Genomic DNA, 19,304 nt, shown 5'->3' with positions numbered 1-19,304 from the left:
CCTTGTCTGGCCATCGCTCGCCGACTTTTCGTGCAAAGCCTAAGCTCGACCGCGCTACCCGGTGTGGTGAGCCTGTCCATAAGCCGGTCGGGCCGCGTCGGTCCGGCGACGCGGGGCATGCCGGTCTTTCATGGTTGAAAAGGCTGTAAGTTAGGAGAAATGCATTTGAGAGTGCTGGCAAAGGCTTGAAAAACAGTTCGATTTGCCGTGATTACTGGCCATTGTGCGTTATCATTTTGGTCTCTTTTTCTCCCGTTCCAGCGAGGTAGCCATGAGCATCCAGCGTCACGACACCAAGACCCGTATGAGCCGCGCCGTCATCCATAATGGCGTCGCCTATCTGTGCGGCCAGGTGGCCGGCCCCGAGGCCCGCCAGGGCGATATCACCGCCCAGACCGAGAGCATGCTGGCCCGGGTCGATGCGCTGCTGGCCGAGATCGGCTCCGATCGCGAGCACCTGCTCGCCGCCACCATCTACCTCAAGGACGGCGCCGACGTCGCCGCCATGAACGCGGTCTGGGACGCCTGGGTGCCCGAGGGTCACGCCCCGGCGCGCGCCTGCCTCGTCGCCCCCATGCCCTCCGACGAGCTGAAGGTGGAGATCAGCGTCACCGCGGTGGTGAAGGGCTAAGGCTCGCCGCTTTCGCGCCTGCCGTAAGAAACGCCAAGGGCCCGCCATTCGGCGGGCCCTTGGCGTTTATGGGCGCTGCTCAGTAGCGCCAGTCGAGGCTCAACATGGCGTGGCGCGGGGCGCCGTAGAAGCCCTGGGCCCAGTAGAGGCTGGTCAGGTACTTCTCGTCGGTGACGTTGTTGAGGTTCAGGGTGGCGCTGAGGCGCTCGTTGAAGTCATAGCGGGCCATCAGGTCGACCAGGGCGTAGTCCTCCTGGCGGGTGATCACGCCGTTGCCCTGCTCGCGGTGGATATCCCCCTGCCAGCGCAGCCGGGCGCCGACGCTGGCCTGCTCCAGGAAGGGCAGGCGGTAGCGGCTCATGGCGCGCAGCATGTGCCTCGGCGCATGGGTGCGGGCGGCCTCGCCGTCGGCGTCCTCGATGGACAGCACGGTATAGCCGAGGCTGGCCTGCCAGCCGGGGGCGAGCTCCCCGGCCAGGGTCGCCTCCACGCCGCGGCTGGTCAGGCCATCGACGCCGCGATAGAAGGTATCGGCGCTGCCGGGGATGGTGCCGGCGGCCTCGGCCAGGTTGCTCTGCTCGATCTGGAAGAGCGCCAGGGAGGCGTCCAGGCGGCCATCGAAGAGCTCCGCCTTGAGGCCCGCCTCCAGGGCATCGCCTTCCACCGGGTCGAGGCGATCGCGGTTGCGGTCCACTTCGGTCTGGGGCCGGAAGATACGCGTATAGCTGGCGTAGAGGGAGAGCGCGTCGTTGAGGTCATAGACCGCCCCGGCATAGGGGGTCAGGATGCCGCGGTGGGAGGTGGTCTTGTCATCGCCGTAATTCTCGCCCTCGCCCTCGAAGTCGGCCAGGCGCAGGCCGCCCAGCAGCATCAGGCGGTCGCTGGCGCTCAGGCGCAGGGCGCCGTAGAGGGCGGTCTCCCGGTCGACCCAGTCGCTGCCCGCCACGCCGGCATCGAAGGCGGGCTCGGGGTAGTTGCCCTGCCACTCCTCCAGCGGCGGCAGCGGGTCGCCGATGCCTTGGCCGTAGTGGGAGACGTCCTGCAGGTGGGAGCGCGACCACTGGGCGCCCAGCACCGCCTCGTGCTCGCGTCCCCCCAGCTCGAAGCGCCCCCGGGCGGAGAGATCGGCGATCCACTGCTCGTTCTCCAGGTCATAGCGGCTGGGGTAGGCGAACAGGCCGCTGCCGGTGTCGCGATCCGGGGTGCCGTAGATATAGAAGAGCTTGGAATCGGACTCCCGCTGGATATGGGTCAGGGTGGCGCGCCCCTCCCAGCCGCCGGCGAACGCCTGGCTCAGCTCGATAAAGCTGTGCTGATCGCGATTGTTCCAGTAGGCCCAGTCGGCGGAGGTGCTGGTGGAGACGTCATAGTCGGTGGGGCTGCCGTCGCTGTAGTAGAGCGGCAGGGCGCCCCATAGGGGGCTGTCGGTGTCGTTGCGCTGCCAGCTATGGCCCGCGGTCAGTTGGGTGGTGTCGCCGAGGTCCGCCTCGATGACCCCGTAGAGCACGCGGCGGCTGCGCTGCATGCGGTCCAGGTAGGAGTCCTTCTCCTCGCCGGCGGCGACGAAGCGGCCGCGTACGCGACCCGCCGCGTCCAGGGGGCCGGCCAGGTCGACCTCCAGGCGGCGCTGGTCCCAACGGCCCAGGGTGGTACCCAGGCTGGCCTGGGGCGTGGCGGTGGGCCGCTTGCGTACGAAGTTGATCGTGGCCGCCGGGTTGCCGGTGCCGCTGAGCAGGCCGTTGGCGCCGCGCAGCACCTCGACCCGGTCATAGATATAGGTATCCAGGTCGCCCTGGACGTTGTCGTAGACGAAGGGCATGCCCTGGCCGTCGACCTGGAAGTTGGTGATATCGAAGCCGCGGGCGGTGTAGTAGGTGCGGTCGGTCTCGACCCGCTCCACGCCGATGCCGGGGGTGCTCTCCAGGACGTCGTTGACGCTGTCCAGGTTGAAGTCGTCGATCTGCGCCCGGGTCACCACCGACACCGACTGGGGCGTCTCCCGGGGCGTCAGGGAGAGGCCCAGGGCCGTATCGGTGGCGGGGGCCTGATAGCGCTCGCTGCCCTCGGTGACCACGGCGATCGCCTCGGCCTCCACGGTGACGGCGTCCAGGGTGATATTGGCTTCCTCGGCGAGCAGCGGGCCGGCCGGCAGGAGCAGGGCAAGGCCCAGGGCCCGGCGCAGCGCCAGGCGCAGGGGATGCGGAGCGAAAGCGGGAGTGCGGGGAGTCATGGGTGTCTCTTGTTGGCGGTTTCTGCATGTTCTTGCATGGGATGCGTCGACGAGACGGGAGGGCTCGGCGACGATGCAGATGATAATGTTTGTTATTTTTATTAACAACCGAACTTGAGACGAATTTCGATGTCACTGGAGAGGCGTCACTGAATCGGGTGCCGGGCCAGGCGAGGGCACGGCGCCCGATTCCAAGCGATGGGACAGAAGAGGGGCGCTAGAGCCGGCGCAGCCGCCAGATAAAGTAGCTGCCGCCGATCAGCGAGGCGACGATGCCGGCGGGGATCTCGTCGGGGAACAGCAGCTGGCGACCCAGCCAGTCGGCCAACACCATCAGCAGGGCGCCCAGCAGGGCGGCGCCGACGAGTTGGCCGCGGGCCCGGGCGAAGCCCAGCAAGCGCGCCAGGTGCGGGGCCAGCAGGCCGACGAAGGAGAGCGGCCCCACCACCAGGGTGGCGCAGGCGGTGAGCAGGGCCACCAGCAGCAGCAGCGACAGCCGCGCCCGGTTGAGGCGGATGCCCAGGGCCTGGCTGCTGGCCGCACCCAGCGGCAGGATGTCCAGCCAGCGGGCGAAGGGCAGGGTCGCCAGGCCGAGGAGCAGGGCCAGGAACGATACCGCCAGGGCGCTGCCCGCATCGACGTAATAGGTGGAGCCGGAGAGCCAGGCGAGGATCAACTGACCGCGGGGATCGCCGCCGGCCAGTACCATGGCGCGTACCGCATCGAAGAGGGCGGTGATGGCCACCCCGGTCAGCAGCAGCCGCTCCGGGCGCAGGCCGCCGCGGCGGTTGATGCCCACCAGCACCGCCAGGCTGGCCAGGGCCCCCAGGGTGCCCGCCGCCACCAGGGCCAGGTTGCCCGGCGCCGGCAGCAGGAAGATCGCCGCCATCAGCGCCATGGCGCTGCCGCCGCTGATGCCCAGCAGCTCGGGGCTGGCCATGGGATTGGCGGTCAGCCGCTGCAGCAGGGTGCCGGCCAGGGCCAGCAGCACGCCGCTGGCGGCGGCCGCCGCCAGCCGCGGCAGGCGCCACTCCAGCACGTCCCAGCGGGTCAGCCACTGCCAGCCCTGGGCACCCTGGCCCCAGCACAGGGCGACCACCAGGGCAACGACCAGCGCCAGGGCGAGCCCGCCGGCCAGCCGCGCCGGGGCGGGATGGCGGGGGCCGAGCCCCGGCGCGGCCGTGGGTGGGGCGTTGTCGCCGAGGCGCAGCCGCGGGATCAGCCACAGCAGCAGGGGCGCGCCGAGGGCGGCGGTGGCGGCGCCGGTGGGAATCAGGGTCGGTAGCCAAGGCCCGGCGCCCTGCAGCAGCAAATCGGTGGTGGCCAGTAGCAGGGCGCCGAGCAGGGTGGCGGCCAGCAGCCGGGCGGCCAGGCCGCGGACCCCGGCCAGGCGCACCAGGTTGGGCGCCGCCAGGCCGATGAAACCGACGATGCCCACCACGCTGATCACGCTGGCGGTGAGGAAGATGGCCAGCCCCAGGGCGGCCAGGCGCAGGTGCTTGAGGGAGACCCCCAGGCTGGTGGCGCTGGCGTCATCCAGCTCCAGCAGGCGCAGCGGGCGCAGCAGCGCCAGGGCGGCCAGCAGGCCCAGGGCCAGGCGCGGGGCCAGGAAGGCGGCATCGCCCCAGCCGTCTTGGGCCAGGGCGCCGGCGCCCCAGATCAGCAGCCCCTTGAGCTCCTCCTGGTGGAAGAGCAGCAGCACCAGGGCCAGGGCGCCGACGTAGAGGTTGACCACCAGACCCGCCAGCACCACCACCAGCGGCGCCAGGCGCCGGCGCCAGGCCAGGGCCATGACCAGTCCCATGGCCAGGGCGCCGCCGGCCAGGGCCACCCATTCCCGGCCCAGCACCAGCAGGCCCGGGGCCATTAGCGAGGCGGCCATCAGCGCCAGGTTGGCGCCGCTGGCCACGCCCAGGGTGGTGGGGGCGGCCAGGGGATTGCGCAGCACCTGCTGCATCAGTACCCCGGCCAGGGCCAGGCCGCCGCCGGCCAGCAGTGCCATGGCCAGGCGCGGCCACCAGGCGTAGTGCAGCACCAGGCTGGCGGTATCGCCCGGGGTGACCGCGAACAGCGCCCGCCAGGCCGCGGCGGCCCCGCCTTGCCCGGCGAGGGTGACCAGGGCCAGGCCCAGCATCAGCAGGCCCAGCAGGACGAGCCCCAGCCAGGGAGCCAGGCGTGCTCCCGCGGCGCGACGAGCGAGGGTCGAAGAGGGGGTCATGGCTGGCTCTCCAGGGCACTGACCAGGAGTTCGGCGAAGCGCACCGCCGAGGGCAGGGCGCCGAAGCTCCACACCGGTGGCAGGGTGATCACCCGGTCGGCGCTAACGCTGGGCTGGTGTTTCCAGAGGCCGCTATCGGCGAGTCGTGCCTCGACGCCCCGGGGGTAGGGTTCCACCACCACCAGGCGCGCCTCGAGGGTGGCCAGCTCCTCCAGGCTCGCCAGGCTGAAGCCCCAAGCAGTGGTGGGGCGCGTCCAGGCGTTCTCCAGGCCCAGGCGCTCCAGCACCGCCTGGAAGAGGCCATTGGCGCCGAACACCCGCACATGGCGGGCGTCCATGAATTGCACGATCAGCAGCGGTTCATTGGCCTCGGGCAGGCCCTCGCGCAGCTCGGCCAGGCGCGCCTCGCTGACGTCGATCAGTGTCTCGCCGGCGGCGGGGTCCTCGACCCGCGCCGCCAGTTCTCGGGTCAGGGCCAGCAGCTGCGGCCAGGTGGCCTCGCCGGGGGCATAGAGGGCCAGCTCGCTGACCGGGGCGATGCGCTCGAGGCGCGGCCTCAGGTTGGCGAACATCGGCGAGATCAGGATGCCCTCCGGGGCCAGGGCGGCCAGCCGCTCCAGGTTGGGCTGGCTGCGCAGGCCCAGGTCGATCACCGAGTCGGGCAGCGCCGGCTCGCCCACCCAGGCGTGGTAGGCCGCCACCTGGCCCACCGCCACCGGGGGATGGCCCAGGGCCACCAGGGTCTCGGCCAGGGTCCAGTCGAGGCTGGCCAGGCGAGGCGCATCGCCTTCCGCTTGGGCGAGGGGGGCGGTGAAGGGCGTGGCGAGCAGCAGGGTTAGGGCGGCCAGGCGCGCCAGGTGGCGGACTCGCAGCATGGCCTAGGGCACCACCGCCATGGGGTGGGCCCCGCTGGGGTGCGGCACCACCCGCAGCGGCAGGCCGTAGATCGCCTCCAGGGTGGCGTCGTTCATCAGTGTCCCGGGCTCGCCCTGGGCCAGCAGGCGGCCGCCGTGCAGGGCCACCAGGCGGTCGCAGTAGCGGGCCGCCAGGTTGATGTCGTGGAGGACGATGATCACCCCCAGGCCCAGCTCGCCACAGAGACGGCGGATCAGCTCCAGCACCTCCACCTGGTGGGCGATATCCAGGGCCGCCAGGGGTTCGTCGAGGAGCAGGAAGCCGCTGCCCTGGGCCAGCAGCATGGCCAGCCAGAGGCGCTGGCGCTCGCCGCCGGAGAGGGTGTCCACCAGGCGGTCGGCGAAGCGCTCGGTATGGGTCAGCGCCAGGGCGCGCTCGATGGCGGCCTCGTCCTCGGCACCGTGGCGGCCCAGCAGGCCGTGCCAGGGGTAGCGGCCGAAGGCCACCAGCTCGCGCCCGGTGAGGCTGTCGGTGGTCGGCAGGTGCTGGGGCAGGTAGGCGACCCGGCGGGCGAACTCGCGCTGACCCCAGGCGGCGAGGGGCCGGCCGTCGAGGCATACCTCGCCGCCGCTCGCCGGCTGCTGGCGGGCCAGCAGCTTGAGCAGGGTCGACTTGCCGGAGCCGTTATGGCCGATCAGGCCATGCACCTTACCCTCCTCGAGGCACAGCTCGGTGGGCTGGAGCAGGCGCTTGCCGTCCACTGCGAAGGTGGCGGCGCGGGTCTCGAACATGGCGATTCTCCCGGCGGGGCGAGTCAATATCGGTTGCGAAGGTTAAGTCAAACAAGAAGCTTTATCAATCATGTTGGCGTGGTGTCGCCGGGGGAAATCCTCTACCCTTGGCGGGCTATCGAGAAAGGAAGTCGTCATGTCCCATACCTCCAGTTTGCATGCCCTGGGGCGCCTGCTGCGCTATGCCCGGGGCTATCGCCGTCGCATCATCGCGGCCACCGCCTGTTCCATCATCAACAAGCTCTTCGATATCGCCCCGGAGATCCTGATCGGGGTGGCCATCGACGTGGTGGTCAACCAGGAGCGCAGTTTCGTGGCGCGCCTCGGCTTCGAGACCCCCCAGGAGCAGATCATGATGCTCGGGGTGCTGACCTTCGTGATCTGGGCCGGCGAGTCGCTCTTCGAGTACCTCTTCCAGATTCTCTGGCGCAACCTGGCCCAGCGGCTGCAGGCCGACCTGCGCCAGGACGCCTACGAGCACGCCCAGCGCCTGGACATGGCCTACTTCGAGTCGCAGAGCTCGGGGCAGCTCGTCGCCACCATGAACGACGACGTCAATCAGCTGGAGCGCTTCCTGGATGGCGGCGCCAACGCCATGATCCAGGTGGGGGTCACCGTGGTGGCGGTGGGCGCGGTGTTCTTCGTGCTCTCGCCGCTGATCGCCCTGCTCGCCTTCACCCCGATCCCGCTGATCATCTGGGGCGCCTTCTTCTTTCAGCGCAAGGCGGGGCCCCGCTATGCCGAGGTGCGCGAGAAGGTGGGCGACCTGGCCAGCCGGTTGAGCAACAACCTGGCGGGCATCGCCACCATCAAGAGCTTCACCAGCGAGGCCCGGGAGGCCGAGCGGCTGCGCCAGGCCAGCGAGGCCTATGTGGAGGCCAACCGCCGCGCCATCCGCCTCAGCTCGGCCTTTATTCCGGTGATCCGCATGGCGATTCTCACCGGCTTCCTGGCCACCTTTACCGTGGGCGGCATGATGGCCCTGCGCGGCGATCTCAACGTCGGCGCCTACGGGGTGCTGGTGTTCCTCACCCAGCGCCTGCTGTGGCCGCTGACCGGCCTGGCCCAGGTGATTGACCTCTTCGAGCGGGCCATGGCCAGTACCCGGCGCATCCTCGACCTGCTGGCGGTGCCGATCACCGTCAAGGACAGCGGCGAGGCGGCGCTGCCGACGCCGGTACGCGGCGCGGTGCGCTTCGAGGGGGTGAGCTTCCGCTACGCCAACAGCGAGGTGGGCGTGGAGGGCATCGACCTGGCGGTGCCGACGGGGCACACCCTGGCCCTGGTGGGGGCCACCGGTTCCGGCAAGTCGACCCTGATCAAGCTGCTGCTGCGCTTCTACGACCCCGCCGCCGGCCGGGTGCTGATCGACGACCGGCCCATCGAGGCGCTGAGCCTGGCCTCCCTGCGCGGCGCCATCGGCCTGGTCAGCCAGGACGTCTACCTGTTCGAGGGCTCGATCCGCGACAATATCGCCTACGGCAGGCCGGACGCTTCGGAGGACGAGATCATCGAGGCGGCCAAGGTCGCCGAGGCCTGGGAGTTTATCCGGACCCTGCCCCGGGGGCTCGACACCCCGGTGGGCGAGCGCGGCGTGCGCCTCTCCGGCGGCCAGCGCCAGCGCCTGTCGCTGGCCCGGGCGCTGCTCAAGGACCCGCCGATCCTGGTGCTGGACGAGGCCACCAGTGCCGTTGACAACGAGACCGAGGCGGCCATCCAGCGCTCCCTGCGCAAGATCGCCCACGGCCGCACCGTGATCATGATCGCCCACCGCCTCTCGACCATCGTGCATGCCGACCGAATCGCCGTGATCGAGGCCGGCCGGGTGGTGGAGCAGGGCAACCACGCCGAGCTGCTGGCCGCCGAGGGGCGCTATGCCGCCCAGTGGCGGGTGCAGACCGGCAGCGCCGAAGCGGATGCCCTCTCGGTGTTCTGACGCCACCGGGTGGCTTCCCACGAAACGCATAACGGCGGCCCTCGGGCCGCCGTTTTGTGTGCTGGGCACGACTCAGAAGCGGTAGTTGAGGGTCGCGGTAACGCTGCGCTCGGCGCCGAAGTAGCAGAAGTTCAGGTCGTAGCAGGAGGCCACGTACTCCTCATCCAGCAGGTTGCCGACGTTGAGGCGCGCGCTCATGCCGTCGAGGCCCAGGCGGCTCAGGTTATAGCCCAGGGTGGCGTCGACCAGGGTGTAGTCCGGGACCATCTCGGTGTTGGCGTCGTCGGCGTGGATATCGGCGTGGTAGCGCACGCCGAGCCCCGCATCCAGGCCGGCCAGGGCGCCGGACTGGACGGCGTAGTTGCCCCAGACCGCCAGCTGGTGGCGCGGCACCTGGTTGTCGTGGTTGCCTTCGTTGGCGTCGCCGGTCTGCTCCAGGGTGACGTCGGTGTAGCTGTAGGCGGCCTGCACCGAGAGGGCCTCGGTCAACTGGTGATGCGCCTCCAGCTCGACGCCCCGGGACTGGATCTCGCCGGTGGCGCGATAGAAGGTCTCGTTGGGCAGCTTGGCGGAGACGTTCTCCTGGGTGATATCGAACAGCGCGAGGCTGTAGCGGTTACGCGTCCCGGGGGGCTGATACTTCAGTCCCAGCTCGACCTGTTCGCCCTCGGTGGGGGCCAGCAGGTCGCCGTTCTGGTCGGTGGTGCTGTTGGGGCTGAAGGAGGTGGAGTAGCTGGCGTAGGGCGCCAGGCCGTTGTCGAACGCATAGAGCAGGCCGGCACGGCCGCTGACCTGGGTGTCGTCCAGCTCGCTCGCCGTGCCGCTCAGCGGGTCGCGATTGCTGATATCCACCCAGTCGTGGCGCAGGCCGAGGTTGGCGTGCCAGTTGCCGAAGGCCAGCTGATCCTGCAGGTAGAGGCCGGTCTGCTCCAGCTCGCGATGCTGGCGCGTCTCGGGGTACAGGGTGCTGGGGCCGGCGCCGTACTGGGGATCGAAGGCGTCGATGGCGGGGAAGGCCCCGGAGGTCCAGAGCACCTCGTTGTCGCGCTGTTGGTAGTCCAGGCCCAGCAGTAGGGTGTGATCCACGCCGCCGGTGGCCAGGCGCGCCTCCAGCTGGTTATCCACGGTCAGGGCATCGAGGGACTCGTCGCCGCCGGAGAAGTAGCGGTTGAGCTCGGTGGGCGAGGCCCATCCGAAGGCGTAGACCTGGGCCAGCTCGACATCGACTTCCGTGTAGCGCAGCCGCTGGCGGGCGCTCAGGGCGTCGCTGAAGCGATGCTCGAACTCGTAGCCGACCATGGTCTGGTCGCGCTCGAATTTCTCGAAGGCCTCCTCGCCCTCGAAGAAATTGTTGGAGATGCGCCGGCCGTTGCGGTCCACCACCGTGCCCTCGAAGGGCAGGCCGGAGTGGGAGCCGCCCTCCGGGTCGCGGTGCAGGTAGGCGTGCAGGGCCAGGCTGGTGGCATCACCGATGTCCCAGGTGAGTTGCGGGGCGAAGGCGTAGCGTTCCTCCTCCAGCGGACCGAACTGGGTGTCGGCGGCATCCGCCAGGCCGGTGAGGCGGAAGGCCAGGCGGCGCTCGGCGTCCAGCGGGCCGGTGACGTCGAAGGCGGCGCCGCGCTGGGCGTTGTTGCCCAGGCGCAGGCGCAGCTCGCCGCCGGACTCGAATTCCGGGCGGCGGCTGGTCTGGGCCACCAGGCCGCCGGGGGAGGCGCGGCCATAGAGCACCGAGGCGGGGCCCTTGACCACCTCGAAGCGCTCCAGGAACCAGGGATCGATCACCAGGGAGCTGAAGGAGCCGCCGTCGCTCATCACCTTGAGGCCGTCGAGGAAGGTGTTGTTGATGCTGCCGTCGGCGAAGCCGCGCAGCACCAGGTAGTCGTAGCGGTTGGAGGCGCCGATCTGGTTGGTGAAGACGCCGGGGGTATAGTCGGCGGCGCGCTGGACGCTCTCGGCGCCACGGGTTTCCCAATCTTCGCGCTCGACCAGCGAGACCGCCTGGGGCGTCTCGATAAAGGGCGTCTCGGTCTTGGTGGCGGCGCTGGCGGTGACCGTCAGGGTCTCCAGGGCCTGCTGGGGTTCATCGGCAAGCAGCGGCGTGGACAGCGGGGCGGAGGCCAGGGCGACGGCGAGCGTCAGGCGATGCAGAGGGGGCATGGATCACTCTCGGGCTGGTTGCTTTGAAAGTGAGAATTGTTCCACTTTTTCGCCCCGGTGAGTTATGCGCCCCATGCAAGCGGTTATGGGCGGGCGTCAGCCTGGCTCAGTGGCGGGAACTCGCCAGGCTGCCCGGCGACACGCCATAGGCGCGGCGGAAGGCGGTGATGAAATTGCTGGCATGGCGGTAGCCGCTCAGGTGGGCGGCCTGCTGGACGCTATGCCCGCCGAGCAGCAACTCCCGGGCCCGAGCCAGGCGCCGGCGCCGCAGGTAGTCGATGGGCGAGCAGCCGTAGGCGGCCTTGAAGCGACGCACCAGGGTGCTGGGGCTCATGGCGGCGCGCGCCGCCAGGGCCTCCAGGCGATGCTCGCGCTCGGGGGCCTCTTCCAGCAGGTGGCGCACCGCCTCCAGGCGCCGGCCGGGCGAGGCCGTGGGGGCCGTCGTCTGGGGGGTGTCCCGGACGGGGGACGCCAGGCCCCGGGCCAGCAGCTGCAGCGCCAGCCCCTGGAACAGCAGCCGGCGGGGCTGGCCGGTCAGCTCGCAGCGATAGCCCTGCTCCAGGGTCAGGCTCAGGGCGTTGGGCAGCGACCAGGCGCGCGGTGCCTGGGTCGGCAGGGCCTCGCCGCACCACTGGTGCATGGCCGCCTCGTCCAGGGCCAGGCTCAGGGTGCGCAGGCGCTGGCCGGCGGGCTGGTGGGCGCTGAGGATCTGCCGCTCGTCGAGGCGCAGGGTAAAGGCCTCCCCGGCGGTCAGCCAGCGCTCCGCCTCCAGGGTGCCCAGGCGCACCCGGCCCTCCATCACCACCACGATCAGCAGCGCCGCCTGGCCGCGGGAGCGGGACGCATAGGGCTGGACCACCTCCAGGTCGGAGAGCACCAGCTCGGCCCCCGCCGTCAGGGCGAGGGTCTCCACCCGCCCCTGGGCGATGGGCAACCGGGCGGCGCGCTCCGGCTGGGGAGGCGCCGCCGGGAAGCGGTAGTCGATGCGGTAGCGGCGACCGTAGCCGAGAAAATCCGCGACGGTATGGCGCCGGGTCGTCGTCATGGCCTCGTCCTCCTCCGCTTAGCGGCGCGCGTTGCCGCGTTCCAGCGGGCAGTTGCCGCAGTAGCCGAGCTCGGGGATCAGGTAGCGGATGCAGCACAGGCGGCGGCGCCGCTCGGGCTCGCCCCCGGCGGCATCGGCCAGGTAGCGCACCGGCTGGAAGAGCGGGTTGCGGCGTCCGTCCGGGAGCTGGCGGGCCGCCAGCAGCTCCCGGGCCGGCTCGGCCGCCCCGGGGCTGGCCATGGGATGCGCCTCCAGGGACTCGGCGAAGTACTCGAAGTAGTTGCCGGCGTTGCTCCAGAACACCTTGGGGGAGGCCCCGGAGTGGGCGGCCAGGGCGGCGATCAGCGGCGTGAGATGAGCGTCGGTCAGCGTCGCGAAGCGCAGGAAGGGGTCCTGGGTGGCCAGGGGCGTGCCGTCATGGGCCAGCCACAGGCGCCGGGTCTGGCCCTCGGCGGCGAGCTCCAGGTGCAGCTCGTCGAGCCCCAGGGGCAGGTCGCGCTCCAGCAGCAGGTTGGCGGCCAGCCCCGCCGAGATCACCGCGCTGAGATGCCACTTCGACCAGAGCGAGGTCACCGCGCGGCGGTCGCCCCGGTCGTACTGGTGGGAGAAGTGATCCAGCCGGGCCGCCAGCCGCCCGGGCTCGAGCAGCTCCCGAGCGGCCAGGGCGGAGGGAGGCGGCTCGCCCAGCCCCGGTGACATCAGGGCGGCCATGGGGCCGGCGTAGAGCGCCTCCAGGGGACTGGGCATGGCGACCTCAGTACTCCAGCGACCAGGTGAGGGTGTAGGTGCGCCCGCGGCCCTGGTAGTCGTAGAGGTACTCCGGCCCGTAGTAGGGGGAGTAGAACATGGCGGCGCGCTGGCCCCAGACCGTGGAGTACTGCTCGTCCAGCAGGTTCTGCACGCCGAGGCTGAAGCGACCCAGGTCGGTACGCTGTCCCAGGGTCAGGTCCAGGGTGGTGAAGCCGTCGATGCGGCGGTCGGCGTCGTCCTCCAGGTCGAAGGCGTGATTGGCCTGTAGGCGCGCCGAGCGCTGGAAGTCGGACCAGCCGACGAAGGCGGTGGCGGCGGACACTGAGGCGTAGCGGGCGTCGCGTTTTTCCCACTCGCCCGCGGCACTGCGCTGCTCGGAGCGCGTCAGGTGCAGGGTGCCGCCGGCCTCCAGGCCGTGATCGAAGTAGCGGGTCACGGCGCCTTCCAGGCCATAGTCGCGCTTGTCTTGATCCACCACGACCACGCTCAGGTCCGTGTCGTTCTCCACGGCCCTGTCGGACCAGGAGTAGTAGGCCGCCGCCTGGGCCATCCAGTCGCCGCCCTGGTAGCGCCAGCCCAGTTCGATCTGATCGGTCTCGATGGCGGAAAGCGGGTTCTCGGCGACACTGACGCTGGCGCTCTTGCCGTAATACTTGGCCGGGTCCGGGAGCTCGAAGCCCTGACTATAGCGCAGCCAGCTCTGATGGCCGTTGCCGAAGTCGTAGAGGGCGCTGGCATTGAAGAGGGTGGCATCGTAGTCGTTCTCGCCGCCGGGGATGCCGCGGAAATCGTCCACCGCCACGTCCATGCGCTGGTGGCGCAGACCGGCGGAGAGCTGCAGGGCCTCGGTCAGTTGCCAGTCGCCCTGGGCGAAGGCCGAGGTGGTATCGATCTCATACCCCGGGTAGCGCGGCTCGACGCGGGCCGCCGACTGCACCAGGCCGCCGCTGGCGTCGGTGGCGCCCTGGCTGAAGATCATCTGGTTGGCATCGAAGTTCTCGCGATCCAGATCCAGGCCATAACGCAGCGAGAGTGACTCGCCAAGCTCGGCATCGAATAGCGCCTTGAGGCCGGAGAGCCGGGTGTTCTGCTGGGAGGCGCGGAACTCGTAGGCGTTGGGGGCGCTCCAGTGGGGATCCGGATAGGGGAAGGCCTGGAAGTTGGCGTCTTCCTCGCGGTGGAAGGCCTGCAGGTAGAAGTCCTGCCCCAGCAGGTCGCCATGGTGGTACTGCAGATTGAGCAGGCGGCGGTCGGTGGTCGGGTCGCGGTCCGAGCGGTAGCCGTCACGGATCTCGGCGTCGTTCAGGTCGGGGCTGGCCGCGTCCAGGTTGGGGAAGTAGACGCCACGTTCGCCCTCGAAGCCGGAGCGATAGAGCTGGGCGGTGATATCCAGGCGCTGGTTCGCCGCCAGGTCGACGCCCAGGTTGCCGAGGATATCGATGCTGCGGTTGTCCTGCAGGTCGGTCTGGGCGATATCCGGGAAGATCTCCTCGCCGGCGCCATCGAAGTGGCGGCCGTTGTCCTGGTAGGCGACCCCCAGGTAGCCCTGGACCCGATCGTTGCCGGCGCTGACCGACTGGGCGAGGCGGAAGTCGCGGTCGTCGCTGCGGTTGAAGCCGGTGGTGACGCCGGCCTCGCTGCGCCCCCGGGGGGCACCGGACTCGCCGTGGCGGGTGACGATATTGATGATGCCGCCGGTGGCGCCGCCGCCGTAGAGGCTACTGGCGCCGGAGAGCACCTCCACCCGCTCGATATTGAAGGGGTCGATGCTATCGAACTGCCGTGACAGGCCCCGCGAGCCATTCAGCGAAACGCCGTCGATCAGTACCTGGACGCTGCGTCCACGCAGGTTCTGGCCATAGTTGGTGCGGCCCTGGGGCGCCAGGTCGAGGCCTGGCACCAGGCGGCCCAGGGCGGTCTTGAAGTCGGCGCCGCCCTCGATCTGCTGCTGCAGTTCCTGCTGCTCGACGATCCATACTGCCCCGGGAATCTGGCTGATCTGGGTCGGCGTGCGCGAGCCCACTACCACCAGGGTCTCCTGGGTTTCCGTCTGCTGGGCCTGCAAGGCGAACGGGGTAGCACCGGTGGCGATGGCCAGGCCGAGGGTCAGCGTCTTCTTCATGGGGGATCCTGTCGACGGGGCCGGGACCCTGTGTCCCGGAGACGAAATCGTAAGCCGTCTAAGGATACCAATCTCAAGCAAAAACTCAATGATAGGTATTATTATTTATTTCTGGTTGTGGCGGTTCCGGAAGTCGTCAGGACGGCGTACGAAGGCGCCTGGCCCGGTCGCTTCACGCTCGGTGGCTGTACTAGGCTAGGCGTGCCAGCCACCAATGCGGAGTCTTCCATGGCCCATGCCCGTATCGTTCAGCAAGGTACCATTCACTGCTTTCCCGCCGGCCTGCGCGACGACCGGGGGCGGCTCGTCAATGCCGAGATTTCCGCGGTGCTCTACGACGGCGAGCGCTTGGTGATGGCCAGCGACAAGCCGATCCCCGGTGAGTCGCGTTCCGCCATCTTCGCCCTGCCCCTGCGTCCGGAGGGGCCCGATGATAGCCGGCTGGACTACTTCACCGCGCCCTTGCTCAAGCAGGCGATCAAGTACGAGGACCTGGCCCTGACCACCGATGGTCGCTACGTGCTGGCCACCACCGGCTTCGATCGCATCGATGACGAGAGTCACGCCCTCAACGACTACAATCACCTGCTGATCTGGCCCCTGGGCCGGCCCGACGACGCCCAGGTGGTGGACCCCGACCCGCGTGACGGGGTCGAAGGCTCGTTGGAGTTGCGGCGCAAGCTGGACGCGGCCATCGGCTTTCCCTACTACAAGATCGAGGGGCTCGCCGCGGTGCCCGGCGAGCATGGCGATGGCCTGCTGCTGCTCGGGGTGCGCGAGCAGGGCACCGCCCACGACGACTTCCACTATGTCAGCCGCATCATCGGCGCCCACTACCAACTCACCGATGGCGGCAACCTCGAGTTTATCGACGAACTGCGCGACCACTACGCCTTCACGCCCCACGAACACCAAGGCGTGCGCTTCGAGTGCGGCCTCTCCAGCCTGGAGTATGACCCCTACCATGCGCGCCTCTACCTGCTGACCAGCTTCGAGGTCGAGCGGGGCGGCGAGGCGCATATCGGCGGCTACCTCTGGGAGATCGGCCTGGAGGCCTTTCGCACCGGCGAGCCCCCGCGCCTGGTCACCACCCCGGTGGGCTTGCCCCTGGAGTTCGAGCACAAGGCCGAGGGCCTGGCGGTGCTCGACCGCGAGCGCCTCTTCGTCGCCTACGACAACGACCGCGACTATGCCCTGGGCAGCATCGACGAACGCGACGAACGCCACGCCTGCGAAGCGCCATACTCCATCCTGCACCTGGAGTAAGGCGAAGGCCGCAAGGCGCTGTCGGAAAGGTCGGCGAGTCCCAGGGGGCTGACTAACGGTCGATCAGTAGGGCATCCAGGCTCACCGGCACCTCGTCGCCGATCTGCTCATAGCCGAGCATCAGCAGCACCCCGCGCAGGGTCGGGTTGGCCATCAGCTCCTGGCCATCGAGTACCAGGCGCTCGGCGGCGGTGACACGGATGGTGGCGCCATCCAGGCGCGAGAAGCGCAGCGGCACCGGCGTCTGGTGGTGACGACCATTGGCCTCCACCCTCATGGTCAGGGTCTCGACCCGGGAGTCACCCACCGCCAGGCTATCCAGGCGCTGTGGCGCCAGCTGGGTGGTCAGGGTGGCCAGGGGCCGGTCGGTAAAGCCCGACAGCCAGGGCGGTAGCGGGCCCAGGCGATCCAGCACATCGGCCTGGGCCAGGCGCAGCGGCAGCCGCAGCCGCCCCTCGGCATCGATGTCGCCATGCAGGTCGCGGATTTGGTGGGTATGGGGTGAGGGGCCCTCGGGCGTGATGGCGATCACCGTCGCTTCCACCCGGGAGCGCTCCCCATCCAGCTGCCAGGCGGCTTGGGCGGGTAAGGTGGAGAGGGCGAGCAACGACAGCAACAGGCTGGGCAGGGCGGCCTTGATGGTGGGTGCTTTTATCATGGGGACTCTCTATGGCGGGCTCTCGACGCGTCCAGCACAGACCCGCGGGAGCGCGGAAAGTGCCGCCACCCCACGAAACCGGCCCGCCTCCCGCTCCGGGCTGGCCTCGCTAATCGGCATTCGCTATCATACGCCCGCGCTGCCAAGCGCCCCTCCCGCGATGGGCCTATAGCTCAGTTGGTTAGAGCAGGGGACTCATAATCCCTTGGTCGCTGGTTCGAGTCCAGCTGGGCCCACCATTCAAATCAGCTACTTAAGAATTTTCTTTGGTGAGTCCCATAGTCCAAGGGTACAGTTTCGGTACAGTGCCGATCCTTCAGCCCCCTGGAGTTTTTCATGGCCACCATCGTCAAGACCCCCTCTGGTAGTTGGAAAGCCGTCATCCGCAAGACCGGCTGGCCCACCGCCGCCAAGACCTTCCGCACCAAGCGAGACGCCCAGGACTGGGCACGCCGCACCGAAGATGAAATGGTGCGTGGTGTCTATATCCAGCGCAGTGCCTCGGAGCGCATGACGCTCGAAGCCGCGCTCAAACGTTACCTGGCCGACGTTACCCCTACCAAGAAGCCCAGCACCCAGAAAAGCGAGCAGCACAAAGCGCGCAAGCTGATCGAGCACCTGGGCAAGTATTCCCTTGCGGCCCTGACGCCGGAGCTGATCGCCAATTTCCGTGACACCCGCCTGAACAGCATTGGTCATCGTGGCCAGCCTATCAGTCCCAATACCGTGCGCCTGGAGCTCGCCCTGCTCGGCCACCTCTACACCGTGGCCATCCAGGAATGGGGCCTCGGCCTGACCTACAACCCTGTCCAGAACATCCGCAAGCCCAGCCCGGGGGAAGGGCGCGACCGGCGCCTGAGCGCTGACGAGGAGAAGCGCCTGTTCGCCGTGCTACGGCAGCACAGCAACCCCATGCTGGCCTGGATCGCCAGAATCGCCCTGGAGACGGGCATGCGCTCGTCTGAGATCCTGACCCTCACTCGCTCCCAGGTCGACGTGAAACGCCGCGTGGTGCGCCTCACGGACACCAAAAACAACGAAGCTCGCCTGGTGCCGCTGACCCAGGCCGCTACCGAGGTATTCAAGCAAGCGCTGAACAACCCGGTGCGTCCGCTCGACTGTGATCTGGTGTTCTTTGGTGAGCCTGGCAGGGACGGCAAGCGCGGTCCTTACGCCTATACCAAGCTCTGGAACCAGGCGAAGAAGCAGGCCGGACTCGACGACTTCCGCTTCCACGATCTACGCCATGAGGCCGTCAGCCGTCTAGTTGAGGCGGGTTTATCCGATCAGGAGGTCGCCGCGATCAGCGGTCACAAGTCCATGCAGATGCTGAGGCGGTATACGCATCTGAGGGCGGAAGACCTGGTTACCAAGCTGGATAAACTCCAGCGTTTGTCATGATGCTGGTTTGGCACGGTAGTAATAGTGATCCTATTACTATTGCTGCCGTGCCATGAATCGTTGTCGCTTGGCAGAGCGAGCAAAAAATCGGTGGTTACTGATGGGTGGTTAGTCTTTGCTATGTTTCAGGCTTTCCAGCTCCTGGCCTAACGCAATATCTGCCCAAGTGCTAAAGTACCCTCGAAGCTTGAATAGTGACTTTGAAACAGCCTGGGGGGAAATGCCAAGCTTGTCTGCTATCTTTTTCTGCGAAAAACCAGCCGCGTAAAGCTTGAGTATCTTGACTCTTCTTTCGGTGAGCTTGGCATGTGCGAGTGCGTAAGCCTTCTTGCGTATGGCTTCCTGCTGTTTTAGATCGGATGATAAATTAAGTTCCTTCTCTCCACCCATTGCGATAAGCCACTCCTCAAAGTCTTTCCGGTATCGGTGGTCATTACGATAGGCGGAGGGGTTAGAGCTTGGATTATGAAATTCGCAATACCTTGCGTTCCTCATCTCGGCTTCTTCGCCATTTGAATAGCGGTCATAAGCAATGGTGAAACGCCAACAAAGTTCGCAGAAAGGCTTCTCGATAAGGTTTATTTCAGCGGCTATGGACTCGGATGGTGTACGACTCTTAATAAAGAAGAGAACATCCATCAAGCAGTCGATATCGGCTTGATCCCGCGGGGTCAGACCGGCTTGTCGAGAAAGCAGCTTGAACGTCTTGATTAAATTATTGCAGCCAGTGTGCTTCACATGCTGTGAAAAGGACTTTTCCTGGTTAAATCCTGAAAGCGTACGCCTGATTGATATACTTGCCGCGTCATCGAGGTGTTTGGCAACCAAGGATAATAGGCTGTAGCGCCTTGAGCGAAGAGTATGAGAAGGTGTAATTGAAGTGCTAAAAGCCTCTATGGCAGCAGCCATTTCTGGGGAACAACCCTCGACCGCTAAGGGCTTGTGAATTGGCGAGCTTGAGGTAGCCATACAGCTATCAACCTTTTTGTCATAAAATAGGTCTGTCATGCGCACGATCCCACATTAGGCTGAGGATGTCTACCGAAAGAAGGGGTGCGTAACATGAAAGATACGAAGCTTAGCCTGGAAGAGTCGCTTCTGAACAAGTATGGCCCGCTTTTGACGATGCCTCAGCTTGCCGACCTTCTGCACCGAAGCCCCGATGGGCTAAGGATCGCTCTACAGTCACGGCAGCCTTATACGGAGGAGATCAACAAAGCAAAGCTGAAGATAGGCCGCCGTGT

14 protein-coding genes and 1 tRNA gene are annotated in these 19,304 nt (G+C 67.8%); 5 read left to right on the top strand and 10 right to left on the bottom strand.

Annotated features, from left to right (window positions below; translation table 11 throughout):
- Positions 1–271 precede the first annotated feature (271 nt).
- Positions 272–631 (top strand): RidA family protein, encoded by a 360-nt coding sequence (locus HPA02_RS08130; protein WP_146802675.1) that lies wholly within the window; start codon positions 272–274, stop codon positions 629–631.
- A 79-nt stretch (positions 632–710) separates the two neighbouring features.
- On the opposite strand, the gene HPA02_RS08125 is transcribed toward HPA02_RS08130, so the two are convergent.
- The 4 genes from HPA02_RS08125 to HPA02_RS08110 all read right to left on the bottom strand — a co-directional run bounded on the left by HPA02_RS08125 (position 711) and on the right by HPA02_RS08110 (position 6,725).
- Positions 711–2,861 carry a TonB-dependent siderophore receptor gene (locus tag HPA02_RS08125; protein ID WP_146802673.1) on the bottom strand — a complete coding sequence of 717 codons (2,151 nt, stop codon included), beginning with the start codon at positions 2,859–2,861 and terminating at the stop codon, positions 711–713.
- A gap of 217 nt (positions 2,862–3,078) precedes the next feature.
- A complete protein-coding gene (fhuB, locus tag HPA02_RS08120) occupies positions 3,079–5,079 on the bottom strand; it encodes a Fe(3+)-hydroxamate ABC transporter permease FhuB (RefSeq protein WP_146802671.1) in 2,001 nt (666 codons plus the stop codon).
- Entirely contained in the window at positions 5,076–5,954 is an 879-nt protein-coding gene (locus HPA02_RS08115; protein ID WP_146802669.1) for an ABC transporter substrate-binding protein, read from the bottom strand. Before HPA02_RS08115 ends, fhuB begins: the two co-directional genes overlap by 4 nt.
- 3 nt (positions 5,955–5,957) lie before the next feature.
- Positions 5,958–6,725, bottom strand: coding sequence for an ABC transporter ATP-binding protein (locus tag HPA02_RS08110; protein WP_146802667.1), 768 nt, complete (start codon positions 6,723–6,725; stop codon positions 5,958–5,960).
- A gap of 136 nt (positions 6,726–6,861) precedes the next feature.
- Here HPA02_RS08110 and HPA02_RS08105 point away from each other — a divergent pair, with 136 nt between their 5' ends.
- Positions 6,862–8,661, top strand: coding sequence for an ABC transporter ATP-binding protein (locus HPA02_RS08105; protein WP_146802665.1), 1,800 nt, complete (start codon positions 6,862–6,864; stop codon positions 8,659–8,661).
- A 72-nt stretch (positions 8,662–8,733) separates the two neighbouring features.
- Here the strand turns inward: HPA02_RS08105 and HPA02_RS08100 are convergent, their stop codons facing one another.
- From HPA02_RS08100 to HPA02_RS08085, 4 genes are all read right to left on the bottom strand, one after another.
- Complete coding sequence (locus HPA02_RS08100; protein ID WP_146802663.1) at positions 8,734–10,818, bottom strand: TonB-dependent siderophore receptor; 2,085 nt, start codon at positions 10,816–10,818, stop codon at positions 8,734–8,736.
- A 106-nt stretch (positions 10,819–10,924) separates the two neighbouring features.
- Positions 10,925–11,863 (bottom strand): helix-turn-helix domain-containing protein, encoded by a 939-nt coding sequence (locus tag HPA02_RS08095; protein WP_146802661.1) that lies wholly within the window; start codon positions 11,861–11,863, stop codon positions 10,925–10,927.
- Between the two features lie 18 nt (positions 11,864–11,881).
- Positions 11,882–12,610 (bottom strand): siderophore-iron reductase FhuF, encoded by a 729-nt coding sequence (gene fhuF, locus HPA02_RS08090; protein ID WP_146802659.1) that lies wholly within the window; start codon positions 12,608–12,610, stop codon positions 11,882–11,884.
- 7 nt (positions 12,611–12,617) lie between these two features.
- Positions 12,618–14,735 carry a TonB-dependent receptor gene (locus tag HPA02_RS08085; RefSeq protein WP_146802657.1) on the bottom strand — a complete coding sequence of 706 codons (2,118 nt, stop codon included), beginning with the start codon at positions 14,733–14,735 and terminating at the stop codon, positions 12,618–12,620.
- A gap of 228 nt (positions 14,736–14,963) precedes the next feature.
- Here HPA02_RS08085 and HPA02_RS08080 point away from each other — a divergent pair, with 228 nt between their 5' ends.
- The gene (locus HPA02_RS08080; RefSeq protein WP_146802655.1) at positions 14,964–16,001 is read left to right on the top strand and encodes a hypothetical protein; all 1,038 of its coding nucleotides are present in this window, start codon (positions 14,964–14,966) and stop codon (positions 15,999–16,001) included.
- Positions 16,002–16,053: 52 nt separating this feature from the next.
- Here HPA02_RS08080 and HPA02_RS08075 read toward each other — a convergent pair whose 3' ends face one another.
- Positions 16,054–16,659, bottom strand: coding sequence for a hypothetical protein (locus HPA02_RS08075; RefSeq protein ID WP_244945889.1), 606 nt, complete (start codon positions 16,657–16,659; stop codon positions 16,054–16,056).
- A 162-nt stretch (positions 16,660–16,821) separates the two neighbouring features.
- On the opposite strand from HPA02_RS08075, the gene HPA02_RS08070 reads away from it, so the two are divergent.
- Positions 16,822–16,898: transfer RNA gene (locus HPA02_RS08070), tRNA-Ile, on the top strand.
- A 97-nt stretch (positions 16,899–16,995) separates the two neighbouring features.
- Entirely contained in the window at positions 16,996–18,060 is a 1,065-nt protein-coding gene (locus tag HPA02_RS08065; RefSeq protein ID WP_146802653.1) for a tyrosine-type recombinase/integrase, read from the top strand.
- Positions 18,061–18,168: 108 nt separating this feature from the next.
- Here the strand turns inward: HPA02_RS08065 and HPA02_RS08060 are convergent, their stop codons facing one another.
- Positions 18,169–19,068, bottom strand: a complete 900-nt coding sequence (locus HPA02_RS08060) for a helix-turn-helix domain-containing protein (protein WP_146802651.1) — start codon at positions 19,066–19,068, stop codon at positions 18,169–18,171.
- Between the last annotated feature and the right edge of the window lie 236 nt (positions 19,069–19,304).

Origin of the sequence: Bisbaumannia pacifica, assembly GCF_007989625.1 — a bacterium.
GTDB classification, from domain to species: Bacteria; Pseudomonadota; Gammaproteobacteria; order Pseudomonadales; family Halomonadaceae; genus Bisbaumannia; species Bisbaumannia pacifica.
Note: the sequence above shows the minus strand (reverse complement) of the source record. Positions and strands in the feature narration are given on the sequence as shown.